Below are 21,553 nucleotides of genomic sequence, written 5' to 3'. Positions count from 1 at the left end.
CGCGGACCATGCCGCCATAGAAGAAAGCCAGACCGGGCGTCATCAACAACACCAACGCGGCGCTGGCCAGCATCCACGCAGTGTCCCCAGCATTCGGGGCACCCATTATCGGGAAACCATCCACTAGTGCATTCCTCCTCGGCGGCTTGGAAAGGTGCGCGGCCATAAGGAGCCGCGGCCAGAAGAATGCGCAGCAGATGTGTCAAACACAGCTCGTAGATGTTGCATGTGCGTGAAGTACTCAGCGCGAGCCGAAATCGGCGCAGTAGGGGCGCAGTAGGTCGGCGGAAGTTTCCGCGTCCGGGACACTGGTGTTGACGTGTAGGAAACATGCCGGTTATCGGTTGTCCCTAGCGTAGCCACGTTGGTCGCCCGCGAATCGGCTGCGGGCCCGTCCCAGGGATAGGAAGTCAATTGAGCGGAAATGCTGTGCGTCTGCAGGCGATCAACAATGTCGAAGCCTACGTGCCTCCGGCGATCAGCTTCGTGGTCGGCGAAGAACCGGGGGAGGTCTTCGGCGCGAACGTCTTTAGCAAGGCCGTTATGCAGCAACGGCTTCCCAAATCGGTCTACAAATCCGTGACTGCCACGGTCGAGAAGGGCGCCAAGCTGGACCCGGCCGTGGCCGATGCCGTCGCTTCGGCGATGAAGGACTGGGCACTGGAAAAGGGCGCTACCCACTACGCGCACGTCTTCTACCCGTTGACGGGTCTGACCGCCGAAAAGCACGACAGCTTTCTGGAACCGATCAGTGACGGCGCGACTCTGGCCGAGTTCGCGGGTAAAACCCTGATTCAGGGCGAGCCCGACGCATCCAGCTTCCCCAGTGGCGGCCTACGCAACACCTTCGAGGCCCGGGGCTACACGGGCTGGGATGTGACCAGCCCCGCATACATCCTCGAAAACCCCAACGGCAACACGCTATGCATCCCGACGGTGTTCGTGTCGATGACCGGTGAGGCTCTGGACCACAAGACTCCGCTGCTGCGCAGCCAGCAGGCGATGGGCGAGCACGCCGAGCGCATCCTGAAACTATTCGGTCACAGCAATTTCGATCACATCGTGTCGTTCTGCGGTCCGGAGCAGGAGTACTTCCTTGTCGACCGTCACTTCTTCCTGGCCCGCCCGGACCTGATCAACGCCGGTCGCACACTGTTCGGCGCCAAGCCACCGAAGGGTCAGGAGTTCGACGACCACTACTTCGGTGCGGTGCCCGAGCGGGTTCTCGGCTTCATGATGGATACCGAGCGTGAACTGTTCAAACTCGGCATCCCGGCCAAGACCCGGCACAACGAGGTCGCACCCGGTCAGTTCGAGATCGCCCCCATGTTCGAGCGTGCCAACATCGCCTCTGATCACCAGCAGCTCCTCATGACGACGTTCAAGACGATCGCCAAGAAGCACGGGATGGAATGCCTGTTCCACGAGAAGCCCTTTGCCGGAGTCAATGGTTCTGGCAAGCACGTCAACTTTTCATTGGGGAACTCGCAGTTCGGCAGCCTTCTCGTGCCGGGCGATACCCCGCACGAGAACGCCCAGTTCCTGGTCTTCTGCGCGGCGGTTATCCGGGCTGTGCACAAATTCGGTGGGCTGCTGCGAGTTTCAGTGGCATCGGCGACCAACGACCACCGTCTTGGCGCGAACGAGGCCCCGCCGGCCATTATCTCGATCTTCCTCGGCGATCAGCTGGCCGATGTGTTCGAGCAGATCGCCAAGGGTGCGGCAACATCGTCAAAAGGCAAGGGCAGCATGATTATCGGTGTCGACACACTGCCGGTCCTGCCCACCGATCCGGGAGATCGCAACCGCACCAGCCCATTTGCGTTCACCGGCAACCGCTTCGAATTCCGCGCTCCTGGCTCGATGCAGACGGTGGCCGCGCCGATGGTCACGATCAACACGATCATGGCGGAATCGCTGGACTACATCGCCACCGTGCTGGAGAAGGAAGTCGCGGACGGTACTGACTTCGACAAAGCCGTTCAGCAGCTTCTCACCGACATCATCACCGAACACGGTGCGGTGGTGTTCAACGGGGACGGCTATTCCGAGGAGTGGCAGACCGAAGCAGCCGTTCGGGGGCTGCCGAATCTGAAGACCACCTTGGATGCGCTCCCGGAGCTGATCAAGCCCGAAGCCCTCGAGCTGTTCGACAAATACAAGGTCTTCAACGACCGGGAGATGCACAGCCGCTACGAGATAGGCCTCGAGCAGTACGCGCTGACCATTCACGTCGAGGCGAAGCTGTCGTTGGAGCTGGCTTCGACAGTCGTGCTGCCGGCCGCGCTGCGCTACCAGACAGAGATCGCGCAGAACGTCGCCACGCTGAAGGCCGCCGGGATGACGCCGAGCACCACCCTGCTGGAGGACATATCGGCCCCCATCGCCGACCTTGTCGCCGCCCTTGCCGACCTGAAGAAGGGAATCGAGAGCGACTCCGCCGTCAGCGCGCTGGAAGAAGCGGAGCACGCCAAGAGCCTGCTACCTGCCATGGATGCGGTGCGGGCCGCCGCCGACACGCTCGAAGGGATAGTGGCCGATGACCTGTGGCCGCTGCCGACCTACCAGGAAATGCTCTACATCCTGTAAGTAGGAAAGTCCCGCGTTCATCGCGTTGGTATTCAAAGGGTTTGGCCACCGCCGATAGCAGGGTGGCGGGCAAGCCGCCAGTTGAGGCTGGCTGCCGACCAACGTGTTCTCGCCGATCTTGATCAGAGTCGGTCCCAGGAGCATCCCTTTCTGCCACACTGAGCAGTCGTCTAGCTGGGCCGTCGAAGGGACGCCGAGGGTGCGGGTTACACGTGAGGCCGAGGGGCAGGCACCGGAGTCCGGTGAAGCCAGAAGGTTCAGACTGCTGCGCTTCCGCCCACTGACGAGGGTCAGCATTCAGTCCAAACTGATTGCGATGATGGTGGTGTGCACCATCGTGGGTGCCGCGGTGGTCGGGATCATCGCCTTTCAGGTTGGCCGCAATGGACTGCGTACGACCGTGTTCACCCGGCTTACAGAGTTACGCGAGTCGCAATCGCGGGCACTCACCGAGCAGCTTTCGGATCTGAAGAACTCACTGGCCATCTATTCCCACGGGACAACGGTCCCCGCAGCCCTCGATGCCTTCACCACCGGCTTTGACCAGTTGTCCAACGCGACCGTCGACCCCGCGCAGTGGCAATCGATCGTCAACTACTACAACAGCAACTTCCTCAAGCAGACCGAGCAGAACAGCGGAATCAAACTCGACGCCGAGGCCGTACTGCCCACGACAAACGCCCAACGCTATCTGCAGGCCGTCTATACGGCTCATCGGAAATCCGACGACGTAGCCATCACCATCAACGATGCCCATGACGGCAGCGCCTGGTCGGCGGCGAACGCCCGTTATCAGGAGTACTTCCGTGAGATCGCTACCCGCTTCGAGTTTCAGGACGCACTGCTACTCGATGCTCGCGGAAACGTCGTCTATACGGCGTTCAAAGATGTCGACTTGGGTACCAACATTCTGACGGGCCCATACAACGGATCCAAACTGCATGACGCGTATCAACGAGCGCTGACGTCCAATGATTCGAACTTTGTACTGTTCACCGACTTCGAGATTTACCAGCCGGCCGAGAACGAGCCCACCGCCTGGATCGTGGCGCCTGTCATCGCCAATGGCCGGGCGACGGGCGTGCTCGCCCTGCAGTTTCCGGCGTCCAAGATCAACAGGCTGATGACTTTCGAGAAACGTTGGGAGGCTGTGGGTATGGGCAGGACGGGGGAATCCTATCTCGCCGGCCCGGATGGTCTGATGCGCTCGGATTCGCGGCTGTTCCTGGAAAATCCGCAGAGCTACAAGCGCGATGTCGTCGCGGCGGGCACTCCTGCCGATGTGGCCGATCAGGCCATCCGGCTCGGCGGCACGACACTGGTCCAACCGGTGGATTCCGAAGCCACCCAGGCAGCGCAACGCGGTCAATCGGGAACCCTCATCGCGACCAACTACCTAGGCCAGCAGACATTGCAGTCGTACGCGCCGCTGAAGCTGCCGGATTCCGATGTGCACTGGTCGGTGATCGCCACGGTGGACACCGCGGAGGCGTTCGAGCGCGAGGTGTCGTTCACCAAGACCATCGTGATCTCGACCACCGGCATCATCTTCGCCGTCTGCCTGGCCGCGGCGTTTTTCGCACAGCTCTTCGTTCGGCCGATCAGGCGGCTGGAAGCGGGGGCGCAGAGAATCAGTGCCGGCAACTACACAGTCGCCATCCCGATCGAAACACGCGACGAAATCGCAGATCTGACAAGGGCATTCAACGAAATGAGCAGGAGTCTGACGGTCAAGGAAGACCTGCTCACCGAACAGCGCCAAGAGAACGACCGGCTACTACGATCATTGATGCCCGAACCTTTCGCTCAGCGGTATCGGCAAGGCGAGGAGCTTATCGCCACCGAACGTCACGACGTGTCGGTCGTATTCGCCGATATCGTCGGTCTGGACCGCCTGCAGGCTGAGCTGGCATCCGAGGATTCCCTCGCACTTGTCAATGATCTTGTCCGCCAGCTCGATGCGGTATCCGAAGATCTCGGAATCGAGCGGGTACGCACAGCACACAACGGCTATCTCGGAAGCTGTGGTCTCAACACTCCACGGCTGGACAATGTGCGCAGGATCGTCGATTTCGCCCTCGCATGCCAGGGAATCATCAGGCGGTTCAACAGCGAGACCGGGTACGAACTGAGCCTGAGGGCGGGTGTGGACACCGGCACGGTCAGCAGCGGACTGGTCGGCCGTCCCACGATGGTCTACGAAATGTGGGGGGCAGCAGTCAATCTCGCATATCAGGTGAAGAGTGGTTCGCCGCAGCAGGGAATCTACGTCACGTCGCGAGTACACGATGCCCTCCAGGAAACGTTCGACTTCACACCGGCCGGAGTGGTCACGGTCGACGGGGAAGAACAACCGATCTGGCGGTTGTCGGAGCAGCACTGATGACCGACATCCTCACGTCACCCTGGTTTTTCTGGTCCGTTGGTATCGCCCTTGGGCTTCCGTTGGGGTTGATAGTGCTGACGGAGTGGCAGCAGGCATTGCGCGCCAAGCACAGCGTCCTGGTGCGGCCGGTCACTGTCCTGCGCAACTATCTGCTCCCACTGGGCGCACTGCTGCTGCTCCTGATCGAGGCGAAGCAGATCCCGCCCGAGGAAACGGCAGTGCGGCTGGTGGGCACCCTCTTCGCATTCGTGGTGTTGGTGCTGGTGCTCTCGGGTGTGAGTGCCACTCTCTTCCACGGTGCCCCCGAAGGAACGTGGCGCAAACGGGTCCCCATCATCTTCGTCGACGTCGCACGGTTCGTCGTGATCGTCGTCGGTCTGGGGATGATCTTTTCCTATATCTGGGGCGCCAACGTGCGGGGACTGTTCACCGCGCTCGGGGTGACATCCATCGTGATGGGGCTTGCGCTGCAACAGTCTGTCGGTCAGATCGTCTCTGGTCTGTTGATGCTCTTCGAGCAACCGTTTCGGATAGGGGACTGGTTGGATACCCCGACCGCACACGGCCACGTCGTCGAAGTCAATTGGCGTGCCGTACATCTCCAGACTGACAGTGGACTCCAGATCACCCCGAACTCGGTGTTGGCAACCGCGTCGTTCACCAACGTGAGCCGCCCCGAGGGCAAGCACAAGATCGCGATCGTCAGCGTCTTCTCCCTGGACGATCCGCCAGATCAGGTCTGTGCCACGCTATTGAAGGTGGCAGCCGGGTTGCCGCAACTTCGTGAAGGCACGCAACCTTCATCAATCCCTTTGGGCGGCATTGAGTATCGCACCACCATTCCGCTGCGATCCTTCGACAATGACGGCCAGGCGAAGGCGACCTTCTTGCGCTGGATCTGGTATGCGGCTCGGCGGGACGGACTTCACCTCGATCACGCCACCGAGGCATGGTCCACACCCGAACGTGTCGCAGACGCGATACAGACCGTGGTCGCACCGACACTGCGGATAGGCCCCGAAGACCAGCAGGCACTCATCGCGCACTCGACACTCCAGCGGTACGGCGCCGACGAGAAGATCCAGGACTCCGGCGAGGTGCCCACTCACATGTTGTTCATCGTCTCGGGCCGCGTGTTACTGACCGCGGTCACGGCCGACGGCGCGGAGATATCGGTGGCCACTCTCGATGAGGGCTCCTTCCTCGGGCAGAGCACGCTGACCCGCCAGCCCGTGATCGGCCGCGCATATGCGGTGGGTGAGGTCACCGTCGTACAGATTGAACGGGAGCAGGTCGAGACACTGGTGCACCGCAACCCGGTGCTCATGCAGGAGTTCGGCCGCACGATCGAAGAACGACGTGCCAGCGTCCGCCAGGCGATCACCCCCGAAGCTCTTGCCCAAAGCCGCAGCGACTGATCCCCGCCGAAGCGCCGGCAGTCGCCCCAGTGTGGCGTCCGCCTGCCGATAGCTCAGAACGCAACGGCAGGCCTTGTATAGCCGCATATAGGTTTTCTGGCCACCTACGTGCTACGTAACATCTGTCACATATTTGCTATGGGTGCGATGGCGATTCCGATTGCTGGAGGTTCGACGTTTCAGACACACGGATGCCCCGGCGGTTCACACTTCTAGCCCGGTCCATGAGACGGTATCTCTCACTATGGACAGCGAACCAGTTGACCACCAGTACCTCACCTACGAGGAATTTGGCAGGGCGTTCTTCGAGATAGCCGTCAGCGAAGCCCGGGTAAGGGCTGCGGTCGCCTCGATCGCGGGCGAGCCATTCGAAGTCGGTCCCATGGCCCAGGGGCCCGGCAAGATCGCGAAAGTGACCGCGAAAGTCCAGATCCTGGACCCGGTCGTCACCCGGAACGACGGGCCGACCATCACCTTCGACATCCAGGTGCCACTGGCCATCGATCTGCTGATCGACCTGAAGCTCGACAAGAGCCGGTTCAAGGTCGCGGGCAACATCTCCCTCAAGGCCACCGCCCGCGCCGCCGCACCGCTGCAGTTGGTCATCGATGTCGCGCCGCCCGGCCCCTCGGACATCACGGTCGATGTGTCCTCCAACACGATCCGCGGGGAGCTACTGCGCATCTTGGCCGGAGTCGACCAGCTGATCAGCCGATTCATCGCCAGCTATGTGGCCCAGGAGGTCAACAACCCGAAGGCGATGGCGGCGCGCACGATCGACGTCGCCCACCGGCTCGACGCGGCGTGGACGGGCGTTTGATCGATCTCTCGGCCTGGGAACCCGTCACGACGGGGGAATCAGGCGCCCGGGTCTATCGATCACCGGACCACTTGCGCTATGCGAAAACAGGTGGCACCGATCTGGCGGCCGAACGAGACCGGATCGAATGGCTTAGCAGTCAACAGATCCCGGGCCCGTCCGGGCTCGAGTGGTCGACCGCACCGGGCGGTCCGGTGCTGATCACCTCGGCGGTCGCGGGCGTACCCGCCGATCAGCTCGACGCCGACGACCTGGACAGGGCGTGGCCTGCTATCGCCGACGCGGTGCGACGGCTGCACTCGCTGCCGGCGACCTGCTGCCCCTTTTCCCGCGACCTGGCTGCGACGGTGGCGCTGGCACGGGATGTGGTGGCCCGCCACGCCGTCAACCCGGATTTCCTGCCCGACGAGGACCGAGAGATACCCGCCCAGCAGTTGTTGTCCCGCATCACCGTCCAGCTGGCCGAGCGTCTGGCTGAGGAACCCGGCGATCTGGTCGTGTGTCACGGGGACCTGTGCTTGCCGAACATCATGATCTCGCCACAGGACTTCTCGGTGGCCGGCTTCATCGACCTCGGCAGGCTCGGGGTGGCGGACCGGCACGCCGATCTCGCCCTGCTCTTCGCCAATTCCCGCGAGACGTGGACCGAAGAGGCTCGCGCGGTCACCGCCCAGGCGCGGTTCCTGGACGCCTACGGAACACCAGCCGACCCCGAGCGCTTGGCGTTCTATCTGCGGTTGGATCCGCTGACCTGGGGTTAGAATTTCATTCTTGACTTATATAAGTTCATGCTTCTAATGTCGACGACATGCACGCCTTCGATGTACTGGGCGACCCGGTGCGTCGGCGCATCCTGGAGCTGATTCACGCGGGAGAGGTGACCTCCGGTGCGGTCGCCGAGGTCATCCGGGCGGAGTTCGCGATCAGCCAGCCGGCCGTGTCGCAGCACCTGAAGGTATTACGCGACAACGGGTTCGCCACCGTACGCACCGAGGGGACGCGCCGGCTGTACCGCGTCGACACCACGCCGCTGCGCGAGGTCGATCAATGGCTGGACACCTTTCGTCGCAACTGGACTCCACACCTGGACGCACTGGCCACGGAGATCGCCCGCGGCAAGCGACAACGCCGAAATACCCCCACCGGACCCAAGGGGAGCGCCTCGTGATCGATGTTCAGCACCAACTCAACTCCGTCCGCCGCACCGTCGGAACCAGGACATTCGAGGCCCGCGAGGCGCGGGTGGTGACCGTCAGTCAGACCTACGACACCGATGCCGAAGACCTGTGGGACGCCTGCACCAATGCCGAGCGCATTCCTCGATGGTTCCTGCCGGTCTCCGGCGACTTGTCCGTCGGCGGCCACTACTCGTTGGAGGGCAACGCATCCGGAACAGTACTCACCTGCGATCCGCCCCGTGCCTTCACGGCAACGTGGGAATGCGGCGGCATGAGCTGGATCGAGGTGACCATCGCGCCGGAGGCGCAAAACCCCGGGAACCGTGCCACCTTCACCCTGGAACACATCTCCGATATCGACGACGATGACGAGCATTGGCTGCAGTTCGGCCCGGGCGCCGTCGGAGTCGGCTGGGATTCTGGGCTTCTCGGCCTGGCCGGATATCTCGCCTCGCCCGGGGATCGCATCACCCCTGAGGAGGGCGCGGCCTGGGCGGCCAGCCAGGAGGGCCGCGCGTTCATGACCGGCTCCAGCGAGCGGTGGTACGACGCCGCCGTCGCCGCGGGCGTCCATCCCGCGGAAGCCCGCGCGATGGCCGATCGCACCACACAGGCCTATACCGCGGGCTGAGGTGGGCTGGGGTGGCCTGCGCCACAGCGGACGCTACTATCGGCCCATGACCACATCGGCAGTGCCGCCGGATGTTTCTGGATTTGGACGCGTCACCCAAATTGCTTGGGTTACTGATGATCTCGATGCCACCGAAGGCATGCTCAGCACCGTATTCGGTGTCAAGAAATGGACACGAATTCCAGATGTGCACTTTGGTCCCGAGACGTGCACGTACCGTGGCGGGCCAGCCGATTTCACGGCGACCATCGCACTGAGCTATCTCGACGACATGCAGCTCGAGCTGATTCTCCCGGTCAGTGGGACGAGCATCTACTCGGAGTTTCTGGAGCGCAATCCCGCGGGACTGCATCATGTATGCGTCGAACCACCCGATCTTGACGTGGCGCTCGATCACGCTGCCGCACGCGGCATGGAGGTTGTCCAGGCCGGTGTGATGCCCGGCGGCATGCGCTTTGCCTATCTATCGGCCCCCACAGCCGCCTTGCCGTACATGGAACTGGCCTTTGTCCCGTCCGAAATCCGGGCGTTCTACGACTACATCAAGAGTGAGCAGGCATGAGCGCAGCGATACCGGAAACCGTAGCGGTCCAAGACATCACGGAGTGGTCTGACGAGGTGGATGTACTCGTCGTGGGCTTTGGCATGGGCGGGGGATGTGCGGCTGTATCGGCTGCCGAAGCCGGCGCGCAGGTGCTGGTACTCGAGCGCGCCGCCTCCGCGGGTGGTACCACCGCAATGGCCGGTGGACACTTCTATCTGGGCGGCGGCACCGCTGTTCAGCAGGCCACCGGGCATGCCGACAGCGCCGACGAGATGTACAAGTACCTGATGGCGGTATCTCCGGATCCGGACCCGGAGAAGATCCGCCTGTATTGCAAGGGAAGCGTCGAACATTTCAATTGGCTTGAGGCACTGGGCTTTCAGTTCGAGCGCAGTTTCTATCCGGAGAAAGCCGTCATTCAGCCCAATACCGAGGGGCTGATGTTCACCGGGAACGAGCTGGTGTGGCCGTACCGCGACGAAGCCGTCCCCGCGCCGCGCGGGCATAAGGTCCCCAAGCCCGGTGACACCGGCGGCGCGGGCATGGTCGTGGACCTGCTCGCCCAACGCGCCGGCGACCTCGGTGTGCCCATCCGGTATGAGACCGGAGCAACCGCGCTCATCCTCGACGAGGGGGGAGCGGTCGTGGGTACGACGTGGAAACACTTCGCGGAAACCGGTGCGATACGGGCCAAGTCGGTGATCATTGCCGCCGGCGGCTTCGTGATGAACCCCGCAATGGTGGCCCAGTACACCCCCAAGCTCGCGGAGAAGCCATTCGTACTCGGCAGCACCTACGACGACGGACTCGGCATCAGGCTCGGGGTGTCCGCGGGCGCCGGCACCCGGAACATGAACCAGATTTTCGTGACCGCTCCGGTGTATCCGCCCTCGGGTCTGCTCACCGGGATCATCGTCAACAAGAACGGTGAACGGTTCGTCGCCGAGGACTCCTACCATTCCCGGACGTCGGGGTTCGTGATGGACCAACCTGACAGTGCCGCGTACCTGATCATCGATTCCGAACATATGGATCGTCCGACGCTGCCCTTGACACCGTTCATCGACGGCTGGGAGACCATCGCCGAAATGGAAGCGGCCCTGGGCATTCCGGCTGGCAACCTGGACAAGACGCTGCAGCGCTACAACGAGCACGCCGACAGGGGAGAGGATCCCGACTTCCACAAGCATCCGAAATACCTTGCCTCGCAGGGGACCGGTCCCTGGGGCGCATTCGATCTGACTCTCGGCAAGGCGATGTACGCCGGATTCACGCTCGGCGGGCTCCGCACCGACGCCGACGGGCGCGTGCTCACCGAATCAGGGCAGTCAATTCCCGGTCTCTACGCCGCCGGTGCGAGCGCGTCGAACATCGCTCAGGACGGCAAGGGCTATAGCAGTGGAACCCGGCTCGGCGAAGCATCGTTCTTCGGCCGGCGAGCCGGTTCGCACGCCTCGCAGCGTGCGTCGGCACAATGAGCAGTACTGTGTGCCACATCACAAAAAAGCATCAAATGGCCACGTGGCGGGATAGCTCATCGATGTCCACACACCCGTCGCCTAGGCTGTCAGCAACGGAAAGGTGACTCCAATGGCGGAGGTCTATACCAGGAACGGGCATCGGCCCGCGCCGACCGGCAAGATCCGCAAGCTGGCCAACGTCGCGCTGAACATCGACGGCACCGTCGGAAGCATCGAGTCCATGGCGGTGGAGGTACACGATCTCACCGACCGGGTCGGCGGTATGCTCGACCACCTCGATTCGAGCCTGGAGCGCCTCGACGACTCGCTGGATTCGCTGAACCTGACGTTGAACAACCTGGCCGAAACCACCACGACGCTGGCCCGAACTATGACGAGCCTCGAGACGCTCATCGACGTCGTGGACCCCCTGATTCGCGTTCTGAGGGTCGCGCTGTACCCGACGAAGATCGTGCTGGACTTCGCCGACGACCGGATCGCCCAGATCGAGCGCACGCTGCGCTGAACTCCCGCACGGCACCTCATTCCCGGCCTCCGGGCTGGTCATCACCATCCACTCCCGGCGTTCGATTAACATACATACCAGTTTGTCGGTAATGTCTCACCGACCTATACGACCGGTGTGGACGGAGGAAGCCGCGGTGAGCGATGCAACCGATGAACCCCGGCGGCCCCGGAGACTAGATCCGGTCTCCGCCGAGATTCAGTTCGACCGACTCGCCGCGACGGCCGGCCAGCTACTCAAGGCCGGAACGCGGATCCTGAGTCAACGTCCCACGGAACGCGACCTGCGCCAAGTCATCGCCAAGGAGATGCGCCGGTCCTTCGCCGAGCTCGGGCCCGCCTACGTCAAGTTCGGGCAGCTCATCGCCTCGTCACCCGGGATGTTCCCCGAGGACCTCTCCGCGGAATTCCGGTCGTTGCTCGACCACGTGCCACCGGCGGACCCCCAGACCATCCGCTCTATGCTGACCGACGAGCTCGGTGCACCACCGGAGGATGTGTTCGCGTCATTCGACGAGGTTCCCTTCGCGTCGGCGTCAATCGCCCAGGTACACAAGGCGACACTCAAGGACGGCGCCGCGGCCGTCGTCAAGATCCAGCGCCCCGCGATCCGCACGCGGCTTGCCGCCGATCTGCAGATCCTCAAACAGATCGCCCGCGGTCTCGAACTCACCGAGATGGGCCGGATGTCAAACATCTACGAGGTGATGCGCGACTTTGAGGCCAATCTTGCCGAGGAGCTGGACTTCACCCTGGAAGCCCAGGCCATGCGGGATTGGACGGCGGGGCTCGCCGGCTCCAAGTACGCGCAGAGAGTGCGCGTACCCCAGCTCTATTCCGATCTATGCACCGACAAGGTGCTCACCATGGAATACGTCGACGGGATCAGGATCGACGACGCGGACGCCATCCGCGCCGCGGGGTTCGACGGCCCCGAAGTGGTGAAGACCCTGATGCTCACCCTGTTCGACTCCGCGTTCGCCGCGGGCACCTTCCATGGCGACCTGCACGCCGGAAACCTGATGGTCGACCCACAAGGTCGAATTGTGTTCCTGGACTTCGGAATCGTGGGTCGCCTCGATGAGCGGACCCGTAAGACGCTGCGGGAGCTGATCGGCGCGCTCATTCTCGAACCCGACGATGAGGCGGCGGCGCGCACGCTGATCAAGCTCGGGGCCATCGATCCCCACGCCGACCCCGCCAAGGTCGCCGAGTCACTTCGCAAGGTCACCCGCCCCATGGGTACCTCGTTGGGCAAGATCTCCTACGGCACTATCGGCCGCCAGTTGACCGCGTTGGGCCGCGAGCACGACGCGATCCTCCCCAAGGAGTTCATCCTGGTCGGCAAGCAGTTGCTCTACGTCGAGCGATACACCAAACTGCTGGCTCCCGAATGGCAGCCGGTGGGCGATCCGGAAATTCTCACCTACTTCGGCACCTTGATATCGGCGTACCAACAGGCCCGCGAAGAAATCAAGGACAGCAAGAACGACACGGACGGGCCCAAGGAATGACACGCACCGCGGGTAGCCCAGCACGATCGACCGCACGCACCCAACGTGTCGAGCGGCGGACCCAGGAGGAACGCAGCGCCGCCATGCGCAGCAGGCTGCTCGATGCCACGGTGGACTGCCTGGTCAAGTACGGATATGCGGGCACCACCACCACCCGGGTGGCGCAACGTGCCGGCGTCACCCGCGGCGCCCTGGTCCATCATTTCCAGTCGAAATCCGAGCTTCTCGGAGAGTCGGTGCGGCACTTGGCGTTCAAGCAGGGTCAGGAGATCCTCTCCGAACTCATCGCGCTGGACCGTGACAGTGACGCCGACTTCATCAGCCGCTGCCTGGACGCGCTCTGGCGTATGCACCAGGGGTCGATGTTCATCGCCACCATGGAACTATGGATCGCCGCACGCACCGATCCCGAGCTGTCCGCCCAGATGGATCAGTTCGAATTCATTGTGATGCAACAATTCTCCACGCTCGGCCAATCGGTGAGTCAGAGCGACGAGGAACTGCGTGTCATCCGCAACATCACCCTCACCGCGATGGATGCCGTGCGCGGAATCCTGGTCAACAGCATGAACGCGCCGCAGGACGTTCGCGATCAGCGCTGGGCCCGGGCCAAGGCGATGTTGCTCAACATCGTCGAGTCACCGACAGTCGGCGCACCGCTCGACTCGGCGTTGCGCACCATGGACACCGGAAAGCTCGGCATTTCCGACTAGCCTCCGCGCGCCGACTCCCGCGCGGCTGCCTCCTCCATGCGCGATTGCTCGGCCGCGATGACCATGTTCCCGAAGTATCCGATGAACGACGGATCCGAGAGCAGCGCCCAATCGGGTGCCAGCAGCTTCATGTAACGCTCCACGTACAGCAGCTGTTTGGAAATCAGCACCAGCTCTCGGGGCAGCCGCACGTCGTACTGCTTGGCCATCACGGCCAGCTGCTTGCCGAGCTGACCGTATTCGATGGCCGAAAGCTTGGACTGCTGCAGGGGACTAGTGAAATTGGAGATATCCTTGCCCGCCGCCGTGGGGTCGACAGACTTGGCCCGATCGCCGATGGCGCCGAGCTTGTAGATGCCGCGACTCACCGCCGCGTGATCATTCTTCACGAAGAGGTCGACCATGATCTCGGTGAAGATCTTGCGGCTGCGTTCGTCGATACGCCCGACAATGCCGAAGTCCAGGAACACAATCCGGCCGGTGGAGTCCACCAGCAGATTGCCCGCGTGTAGGTCTCCGTGGAACAGCCCCTTGTGAAACCCCGTCTCGAACAGCGAATAGACGATGGCCTTGACCAATCCGACCCCGTCGAAGCCCGCCGAGTCGAGTTCGGCGATGTTGTCGATCCGGATGCCTTCGACGTACTCCATCGTCAGCACCCGCTCGGTGGTGTACTCCCAGAACACTTTGGGAACGCGTACCTTATCGCCGTATTCGGTGTCGGCAAGGCTTGCGATCCACTGCTCCATGGCATGGCCCTCGGCCGCGAAGTCCAGCTCCTCGTTGAGGTTCTGTTCGAAGTCCTCGACGATCTCCGTGGCATTGGTGGCCCGGCCCAGGTCGGTCTTGACCATCAGGCGCGCCAGACGTCCGATAATCCGGACGTCGGCGGCGAGCCTGGTGCGGATCTTGGGGCGCTGAATCTTCACCACCACTCGTTCGCCGGATTTGAGGGTGGCGTGGTGAACCTGAGCGATGGACGCGGAGGCGAACGGATGATCGTCAAAAGTCGCGAATATCGTTGCCGGATCGGCACCTAACTGCTCTCGCACGGTCTGGCGAATCAGCTCCGAGGATGCCGGCGGCACCCTGTCGAGTAGCGTGCGGAACTCGTTGGAAAGCGTTTCGGGGAAGACGCCGGGGGAGGACGCGACGAGCTGGCCGAGCTTGACGTAGGTCGGGCCCATGAGGGCGAAGGTGCGCCGCAGCTCGTGCGCGGCACGCACTTCCAGGGACCTTCCGCGCCGGGGCTTCACCAAAAGGCGCGCACCCGATCCCGCCAGCCGGGCGATCGTGAGACCAAATCGCCCGGCCTCCACATGAAGTGGCGGCGGATGCAGTTTGACCCTCGGTCGGGTGATCTCGATATCGATAGTGGCACCGGCAGGAGCCGAATCTGCCCTCGCGGAGGGTGGCTCCGAGGTAGATTCCGGGGCGGCGGGCTGCCGCCCCCCGTTCTCCGACAATCCGGCAGCGAGGGGCGCCGCGTCGTTGCCCGCGCCCTCGGGGGTGCTCATGAGCGCCACTGTAATACATACGAGCACAGTTGTATGTAACGTGCGCCCGAGCTACCGCGCGGTAACCGGCGAACCCCATTCCATCACCCACAGGCCTGTCGGTATTTGACCGCCATACACCTGCATTTAGTCGGTTTCGGGTGCGAGATCTGCGGTAATTGCATCTTACATACACGAGGGTATGTATGTTACGTTCGGAACCGTTGGCATCAATCCGAGCCAGACCAATGACAAAGGAGTCTTTCGCCCATGTCTGAGCTGCATTCCAGCATCGACCTCCCGTACAGCATCGACAAGCTCTGGTCGGTGTTGCCGGACCTCAACAAATACGACGAGTGGATGACCATCCACACCGGATTCAAGGGCGATGTTCCCTCGATCGACGACATCAAGGTCGGCACCAAATTCTCCGAAATCGTCACCCTGATGGGGATGGCCAACACGGTCGAGTGGACCGTGCAGGAGTTCACCCCGGCCGATGAGGTGCTGTCCGCCAAGAAGGGCGCCTTCAAGCTGGGTGGCACGGGCATGGCCGGAGTCGAGGCCATCATCAAGTCAAGCGTGGAGGAAATCGACGCCGACAACACCAGGGTGAACGTGGACTCGTCCTTCACCGGGCAAATGCTCACCGGAGCGATCGGTACCGCGATCGACAAGGCCGTGCAGGAGGAGCTCGAAAACTCCGTCGCGCGACTCAAGGAATTGCTGGCCCGGGAGCTCGGCTAGCCACGCTCCACGGCGCCCCCTTGACATCGACCACTTTCACCGAAGAAAGCAGGACACATGCTCGACTGGTCACCCATTGACCTTGCGGTGCGTGACGCCGTTCGCCAGTTCATCGACAAGGAAGTCAGACCACATGTCGACGCACTGGAGTCCGGCGAGATGGAGCCGTACCCCATCATCCGGAAGATGTTCGCCACCTTCGGCATCGACGCTCTTGCCAAAGAGGCGCTGCAGAAGCAGATAGAGAAGAAGAAAACCCGTGAGGCCGCACTGGCAGCCGGGGAACCGTTGGACGATTCGAAGAAATCCGACGGCGGCGGGGGAGTAATGGGCCTCGCCGGCGGATCCGCCGGCATGGGATTCGTCCTCACCAGCGAAATCTCCCGGGTCTGCATGGGTTTGGTGACCGGTATGGGCGTGAGCATGGGGCTGACGGTGCCGACCATCGCCTCGCGCGGCACCGCCGCACAAATGGAGCGCTGGCTACCCGAATTGGTCACCTACGAGAAGGTGGGTGCCTGGGCCATCACCGAACCCGATTCGGGCTCCGACGCGTTCGGCGGCATGAAGACATATGTGACGCGCGATGGCGAGGACTACATCCTCAACGGGCAGAAGACGTTCATCACCAACGGCCCCGATGCCGATGTGATCGTGGTCTACGCCAAGCTGAACGAAGGCACAGCGCAGGAACCGGTTGATCCACGCGATCGCAAGGTGCTGACGTTCGTACTGGACAAGGGCATGGAAGGCTTCACGCAGTCGAAACCTTTCCGCAAGATGGGTATTCACAGCTCCCGCACCGGCCAGTTGTTCTTTGAGAACGTGCGCCTCGGCAAGGACCGGCTCCTTGGCGAAACGGAGACCAACGATCAGGGCGACGGCCGCGATAGTGCGCGCGCCAACTTCTCGATGGAACGCATCGGGGTGGCGGCACTCGCGCTGGGGGTCATCGAAGAGTGCCTGCGTCTCTCACTGGATTACGCCAAGACCCGCACCTTGTGGGGCAAGGAAATCGCCCAGTTCCAGCTCATCCAGCTCAAGCTGGCCAAGATGGAAGTGGCCCGGCTCAACGTGCGCAACATGCTGTTCCACGCCATCGAGAGCCTCTCGGAGAACAAGACGCCGTCCCTGGCAGAGGCCTCCGCCATCAAGCTCTACTGTTCGGAGGCCGCCACCGATGTCGCGATGGATGCCGTGCAGCTCTTCGGCGGCAACGGCTACATGACCGAGTACCGCGTCGAACAGCTGGCGCGCGATGCCAAGTCTCTGATGATCTACGCCGGCAGCAACGAAGTGCAGATCACCCACATCGCCAAGGGGCTGTTGGCCGGCAAATAGCACGGCAAGTGGCACGGCAACGAGCTCGCGACATCCGCGCCGGCGTCACGCGCGGCGCGCCTTCAGGACGATCGGCGGAGTACTGGGCTCTTTACCGGGCCGCGGTACTCCGCCGATCGTGTCGCATCCGTCAAATGGGTATCGCGGATGGGTCCGGGAGCTCGCCTGACGGTGCATATCGGGGCCCCTCGGAACCTCACGTACCGTGTGCATGTGCGCAAGTCGAACACCGCCTCACGGTTCACCGAGAAGTTCTGGAAACTGCTCGGTGCATCCACGGACAAGAACCAGAGCGAGTCGCTGGCCCTTGTGGAGACCTCGAAGAAGTACGACGAGAAGGCCAAGGACCTCACCGACGAGCAGCTCACCAAGGCGGCCAAGAAGCTCGACCTCTCCGAGGGCCTCGAGTCCAAGGACATCGGCCAGTTCCTGGCGATCGTGCGTGAGGCCGCCGAACGGACCATCGACGAGCGTCCGTTCGACGTTCAGCTACTGGGTGCGCTGCGCATGCTCGACGGTGACGTCATCGAGATGGCCACCGGCGAAGGTAAGACCCTCACCGGCGCCATCACCGCCGCCGGATACGCCCTCGGCGGGCGTAGCGTGCACGTCATTTCCGTCAATGATTACCTGGCCCGGCGCGACGCCGAATGGATGGGACCGTTCCTGGAGCGGCTCGGCCTGACAATCGGCTGGATCACCGAGGAATCCACCGCCGACGAGCGCCGCAAGGCCTACGCCTGCGACGTCACCTACGGCTCGGTCAACGAGATCGGTTTCGACGTGCTGCGCGACCAGCTGGCGATCGACGTCGACGACTTGGTGTCACCGAGCCCCGATGTCGCCGTGGTCGACGAGGCCGACTCGGTACTCGTCGACGAGGCCCTGGTGCCCCTGGTGCTGGCCGGTACCAGCCATCGGGAAGCGCCGAGCTCGGAGGTCATCGAGGCGGTACGCGAGCTGATCGCAGGCGAGGACTACGAGGCCGACAACGACCGCCGCAACATCTTCCTGACCGACATCGGCGCCCGGAAGCTGGAAAAGCAGCTGGGAAACATCGACCTGTACTCCGAACATCACGTCGGCACCATTCTCACCGAGGTCAACGTCGCACTGCACGCACACGTGCTCCTCGAGCGCGATGTGCACTACATCGTGCGCGACGGCGCCGTGCACCTCATCAACTCCTCACGCGGCCGCATCGCCACCCTGCAGCGCTGGCCCGATGGCTTGCAGGCGGCGGTCGAAGCCAAGGAAGGCATCGAAACCACCGACACCGGCGAGGTTCTCGACACCATCACCGTGCAGGCACTGATCAACCGCTACCCGCGCGTCTGCGGAATGACCGGCACCGCGCTCGCCGCCGGCGAGCAGCTGCGCCAGTTCTACAAGCTGGGAGTCTCGCCGATCCCGCCGAACACCCCGAACATTCGCGAAGACCAGCCCGACCGCGTGTACATCACCGAGGCAAGCAAGAACGACGCCATCGTCGCGCATATCGCCGAGATCCATGCCACCGGTCAGCCGGTGCTCGTCGGCACCCACGATGTCGCCGAATCCGAGGCAATGCATCACCGACTGGTGCGCGCGGGCGTTCCCGCCGTCGTGCTGAACGCCAAGAACGACGCCGAGGAAGCCCGCGTCATCGCCGAGGCGGGCGCGCTCAACGCCGTCACGGTCTCCACCCAAATGGCCGGCCGCGGTACCGATATCCGCCTGGGCGGATCCGAGGAGACCGACTACGACGCTGTCGTCGAGGCCGGCGGGCTGCACGTCGTCGGCACCGGGCGGCATCGCACCGAGCGGCTCGACAACCAGCTGCGTGGACGAGCCGGGCGTCAGGGCGACCCGGGATCGTCGGTCTTCTTCTCCAGCTGGGAGGACGAGGTCGTTGTGGCGCACCTGGATTCGGCCAAGCTGCCCACCGAAACCGATGACGACGGGCAGATCGTCAGCGCCAAGGCCGGCGGTCTCATCGACCACGCCCAGCGGGTCGCCGAAGGCGCGATGCTCGACCTGCACGCCAACACCTGGCGATACAACCAGCTGATCGCCCAGCAGCGCGCCATCATCTCCGACCGCCGGGACACCTTGCTGCGCACCGACACCGCCCGCAAGGAATTGCAGGAGCGTTCGTCCGAGCGCTATGACGAGCTGGCCGAGGAACTTTCCGAAGAGCGGCTGGAACGCATCTCGCGGCAGATCATGCTGTACCACCTGGACCGGGGCTGGGCCGACCACCTGGCGTACCTCTCCGATGTGCGAGAAAGCATCCACCTGCGCGCCCTCGGACGACAAAACCCGATCGACGAGTTCCACCGGCTCGCCGTCGACGCCTTCGCATCGCTGGCCGCCGACGCCGTGGAAGCCGCCCAGCAGACCTTTGACACCGCGAATCTGGTTGACGAGGAACAGGGATTGGATCTGTCGAAGCTCGCCCGGCCGACCTCGACGTGGACATACATGATCCACGACGACCCGCGCAAGAACGACAGCCTCTCGATCCTGAACCTACCCGGCGTATTCAGCTGACGACGGGGAGCCCATTTGCGCGGGGTATCACCGCGCGAATATGAGAGGCTGGCCGGATGGGAACCGCGGAGCCGTCCACTGGAGACGACCGGATACTGACGGTCCCCAACCTGCTGAGCGTCATTCGGCTGGCATTCATCCCGCTGTTCTTGTACCTGCTGCTGGTGAAACACGCCGACGGATGGGCCGTCGCCATCCTGATGCTCAGCGGCTTCACGGACTGGGCGGACGGCAAGATCGCCCGGCTGATGAACCAGTCGTCACACCTCGGAACGCTCCTGGACCCGGCCGCCGACCGCCTCTACATGGTGACCACGCCGATCGCCTTCGCGATCCGGGACATCGTGCCGTGGTGGATCGTCATCGCCCTGATGGCCCGCGATCTCATTCTCACCCTCGGGCTGCCCATCGTGCGTAGCCGCGGCATCGAGGCCCTTCCGGTCATCTACATCGGCAAGGCCGCCACCTTCGCGTTGATGTCGGCGTTCCCGCTCATCCTGATCGGCGAATGGGACTCATTGTGGGGCAGGGTGATCGGCCCGTGCGGCTGGGCGTTCCTCATCTGGGGCCTGGGTATGTACCTGTGGACCTTCGTGCTCTACATCGCGCAGATCGTGATGGTGGTGCGGCAGCTGCCAAAGGTGACTACCTGACATGGACACACCGGACACCCCCGGAAGCGGAAAGGACCCCCAGATACACGGCAATGGGCCGCACCTCATGGGCGGTTTCGAGCCCGAGGAGGGGCTGGGCCACCACACCGCCAATCGCCCCAAGCGCAATCCGGTGCCCTCGCTGCTGCGCACACTGCTCTCCGATCACCTGGACGCCGGATACCTGGAGGCCGCCGAGGCTCGCAAGAATGGGACCGCGCCACGCGGTCGGCTGGCCGAATGGGGTTGGCAGGCAATCGCTGCCATCGCCATCGCGGTAGTCTTCGCGGCCGCCGTGGCTCAGACCACACGCATCGCGCCGGGCGTGATGCAGGAGAAGCAGGGGCTGCTCGCCAGCATCCGCAGTGAACAACGCGATTCGGGAACGTTGGAAGCCACGCGTGACCAGCTTTCCTCGGAGGTGGCCGGAGCCCGGCGCAGTCAGCTGGAAGGCAACGAACAGGGCAAGGAGCTGCTGAATCGGTTGGACCAGTTGGGCCTTGCCGCCGCGAGCACCGAAGTACGGGGACCCGCGCTCATCGTCACGCTGGCGGACCCGGGCAGCGGTGGCGATCTTTCGGACGTCTCCAAGGAACGCATCCCACGCAGCCAGCAGGTCATTCTGGACCGCGACATGCAACTCGTGGTGAACTCGCTGTGGACCAGTGGCGCGGAGGCGATTTCGGTATCCGATGTGCGCATCGGCCCGAACGTGACGATGCGTCAGGCCGGGGGAGCGATCCTGGTCGACAATCAGCCCACCAGTTCGCCGTACCGGATCGTGGCCATCGGCCCGGCCAACACCATCAAGTCCGCGTTCGAACGCAGTCCGGGAATGGCTAGGATGCGGCTCCTACAGAAGTCGTATGGCATACGGCTCACCCTGGCCACCCAGGAGAACGTGCAGATGGCCCCGGCAGCCAGCCGGGATGTCAAATACGCCAAAGAGATTCCGGCGGGCAATCGGTGAGGTGGGCCCGACCGTGATGTGGAAAGGAAGTGGACG

The 21,553-nt window shown here is 63.2% G+C and carries 19 protein-coding genes; 17 read left to right on the top strand and 2 right to left on the bottom strand.

The window, feature by feature from the left end:
• On the bottom strand, positions 1–124 hold a 124-nt coding region (locus BKG76_RS24945; RefSeq protein ID WP_131815829.1), incomplete at its 3' end, for an ammonium transporter.
• Positions 125–414: 290 nt separating this feature from the next.
• Here BKG76_RS24945 and BKG76_RS23045 point away from each other — a divergent pair.
• From BKG76_RS23045 to BKG76_RS22990, 12 genes are all read left to right on the top strand, one after another.
• Positions 415–2,589 carry a glutamine synthetase III family protein gene (locus BKG76_RS23045; RefSeq protein WP_070939983.1) on the top strand — a complete coding sequence of 725 codons (2,175 nt, stop codon included), beginning with the start codon at positions 415–417 and terminating at the stop codon, positions 2,587–2,589.
• A gap of 316 nt (positions 2,590–2,905) precedes the next feature.
• Positions 2,906–4,972, top strand: a complete 2,067-nt coding sequence (locus BKG76_RS23040; protein ID WP_070939982.1) for an adenylate/guanylate cyclase domain-containing protein — start codon at positions 2,906–2,908, stop codon at positions 4,970–4,972.
• On the top strand, positions 4,972–6,393 hold the full coding sequence (locus tag BKG76_RS23035; protein ID WP_070939981.1) for a mechanosensitive ion channel family protein: 1,422 nt from the start codon (positions 4,972–4,974) through the stop codon (positions 6,391–6,393). The genes BKG76_RS23040 and BKG76_RS23035 overlap by 1 nt, the downstream gene beginning before the upstream one ends.
• 244 nt (positions 6,394–6,637) lie before the next feature.
• Positions 6,638–7,213 carry a hypothetical protein gene (locus BKG76_RS23030; RefSeq protein ID WP_070939980.1) on the top strand — a complete coding sequence of 192 codons (576 nt, stop codon included), beginning with the start codon at positions 6,638–6,640 and terminating at the stop codon, positions 7,211–7,213.
• Complete coding sequence (locus tag BKG76_RS23025; protein ID WP_070939979.1) at positions 7,198–7,974, top strand: APH(3'') family aminoglycoside O-phosphotransferase; 777 nt, start codon at positions 7,198–7,200, stop codon at positions 7,972–7,974. The genes BKG76_RS23030 and BKG76_RS23025 overlap by 16 nt, the downstream gene beginning before the upstream one ends.
• Before the next feature lie 47 nt (positions 7,975–8,021).
• Positions 8,022–8,381 carry an ArsR/SmtB family transcription factor gene (locus BKG76_RS23020; protein WP_070939978.1) on the top strand — a complete coding sequence of 120 codons (360 nt, stop codon included), beginning with the start codon at positions 8,022–8,024 and terminating at the stop codon, positions 8,379–8,381.
• Positions 8,378–9,022: an SRPBCC family protein gene (locus BKG76_RS23015; RefSeq protein ID WP_070939977.1), complete on the top strand. Its 645-nt coding sequence runs from the start codon at positions 8,378–8,380 to the stop codon at positions 9,020–9,022. Before BKG76_RS23020 ends, BKG76_RS23015 begins: the two co-directional genes overlap by 4 nt.
• Before the next feature lie 46 nt (positions 9,023–9,068).
• Entirely contained in the window at positions 9,069–9,584 is a 516-nt protein-coding gene (locus BKG76_RS23010; protein ID WP_070940085.1) for a VOC family protein, read from the top strand.
• Positions 9,581–11,044: an FAD-binding protein gene (locus BKG76_RS23005; RefSeq protein WP_070939976.1), complete on the top strand. Its 1,464-nt coding sequence runs from the start codon at positions 9,581–9,583 to the stop codon at positions 11,042–11,044. Before BKG76_RS23010 ends, BKG76_RS23005 begins: the two co-directional genes overlap by 4 nt.
• Positions 11,045–11,156: 112 nt before the next feature.
• On the top strand, positions 11,157–11,552 hold the full coding sequence (locus tag BKG76_RS23000) for a hypothetical protein (protein ID WP_070939975.1): 396 nt from the start codon (positions 11,157–11,159) through the stop codon (positions 11,550–11,552).
• Positions 11,553–11,688: 136 nt separating this feature from the next.
• Positions 11,689–13,065 (top strand): ABC1 kinase family protein, encoded by a 1,377-nt coding sequence (locus BKG76_RS22995; protein ID WP_083338207.1) that lies wholly within the window; start codon positions 11,689–11,691, stop codon positions 13,063–13,065.
• Between the two features lie 83 nt (positions 13,066–13,148).
• Positions 13,149–13,778: a TetR/AcrR family transcriptional regulator gene (locus BKG76_RS22990; protein WP_070940084.1), complete on the top strand. Its 630-nt coding sequence runs from the start codon at positions 13,149–13,151 to the stop codon at positions 13,776–13,778.
• Here BKG76_RS22990 and BKG76_RS22985 read toward each other — a convergent pair.
• On the bottom strand, positions 13,775–15,295 hold the full coding sequence (locus tag BKG76_RS22985) for an ABC1 kinase family protein (RefSeq protein WP_083338187.1): 1,521 nt from the start codon (positions 15,293–15,295) through the stop codon (positions 13,775–13,777). The two genes, BKG76_RS22990 and BKG76_RS22985, sit on opposite strands and share 4 nt — an antisense overlap.
• Before the next feature lie 249 nt (positions 15,296–15,544).
• Between BKG76_RS22985 and BKG76_RS22980 the strand changes: the two genes are divergently transcribed.
• The 5 genes from BKG76_RS22980 (at position 15,545) to BKG76_RS22960 (ending at position 21,517) form a co-directional block, all read left to right on the top strand.
• A complete protein-coding gene (locus BKG76_RS22980; RefSeq protein ID WP_070939973.1) occupies positions 15,545–16,021 on the top strand; it encodes a type II toxin-antitoxin system Rv0910 family toxin in 477 nt (158 codons plus the stop codon).
• Between the two features lie 57 nt (positions 16,022–16,078).
• Positions 16,079–17,362, top strand: a complete 1,284-nt coding sequence (locus BKG76_RS22975; RefSeq protein WP_070939972.1) for an acyl-CoA dehydrogenase family protein — start codon at positions 16,079–16,081, stop codon at positions 17,360–17,362.
• A 207-nt stretch (positions 17,363–17,569) separates the two neighbouring features.
• Positions 17,570–19,894 (top strand): accessory Sec system translocase SecA2, encoded by a 2,325-nt coding sequence (gene secA2 / locus BKG76_RS22970; RefSeq protein WP_165611556.1) that lies wholly within the window; start codon positions 17,570–17,572, stop codon positions 19,892–19,894.
• Between the two features lie 56 nt (positions 19,895–19,950).
• Complete coding sequence (locus tag BKG76_RS22965; RefSeq protein ID WP_070939971.1) at positions 19,951–20,547, top strand: CDP-alcohol phosphatidyltransferase family protein; 597 nt, start codon at positions 19,951–19,953, stop codon at positions 20,545–20,547.
• Position 20,548: 1 nt separating this feature from the next.
• Positions 20,549–21,517, top strand: a complete 969-nt coding sequence (locus BKG76_RS22960) for a DUF881 domain-containing protein (RefSeq protein ID WP_083338186.1) — start codon at positions 20,549–20,551, stop codon at positions 21,515–21,517.
• Positions 21,518–21,553: the final 36 nt, after the last annotated feature.

The sequence above is a fragment of the Mycobacteroides franklinii genome (assembly GCF_001853795.1).
GTDB lineage: Bacteria > Actinomycetota > Actinomycetes > Mycobacteriales > Mycobacteriaceae > Mycobacterium > Mycobacterium franklinii.
This window is presented reverse-complemented; position numbering and strand designations above follow the sequence as displayed.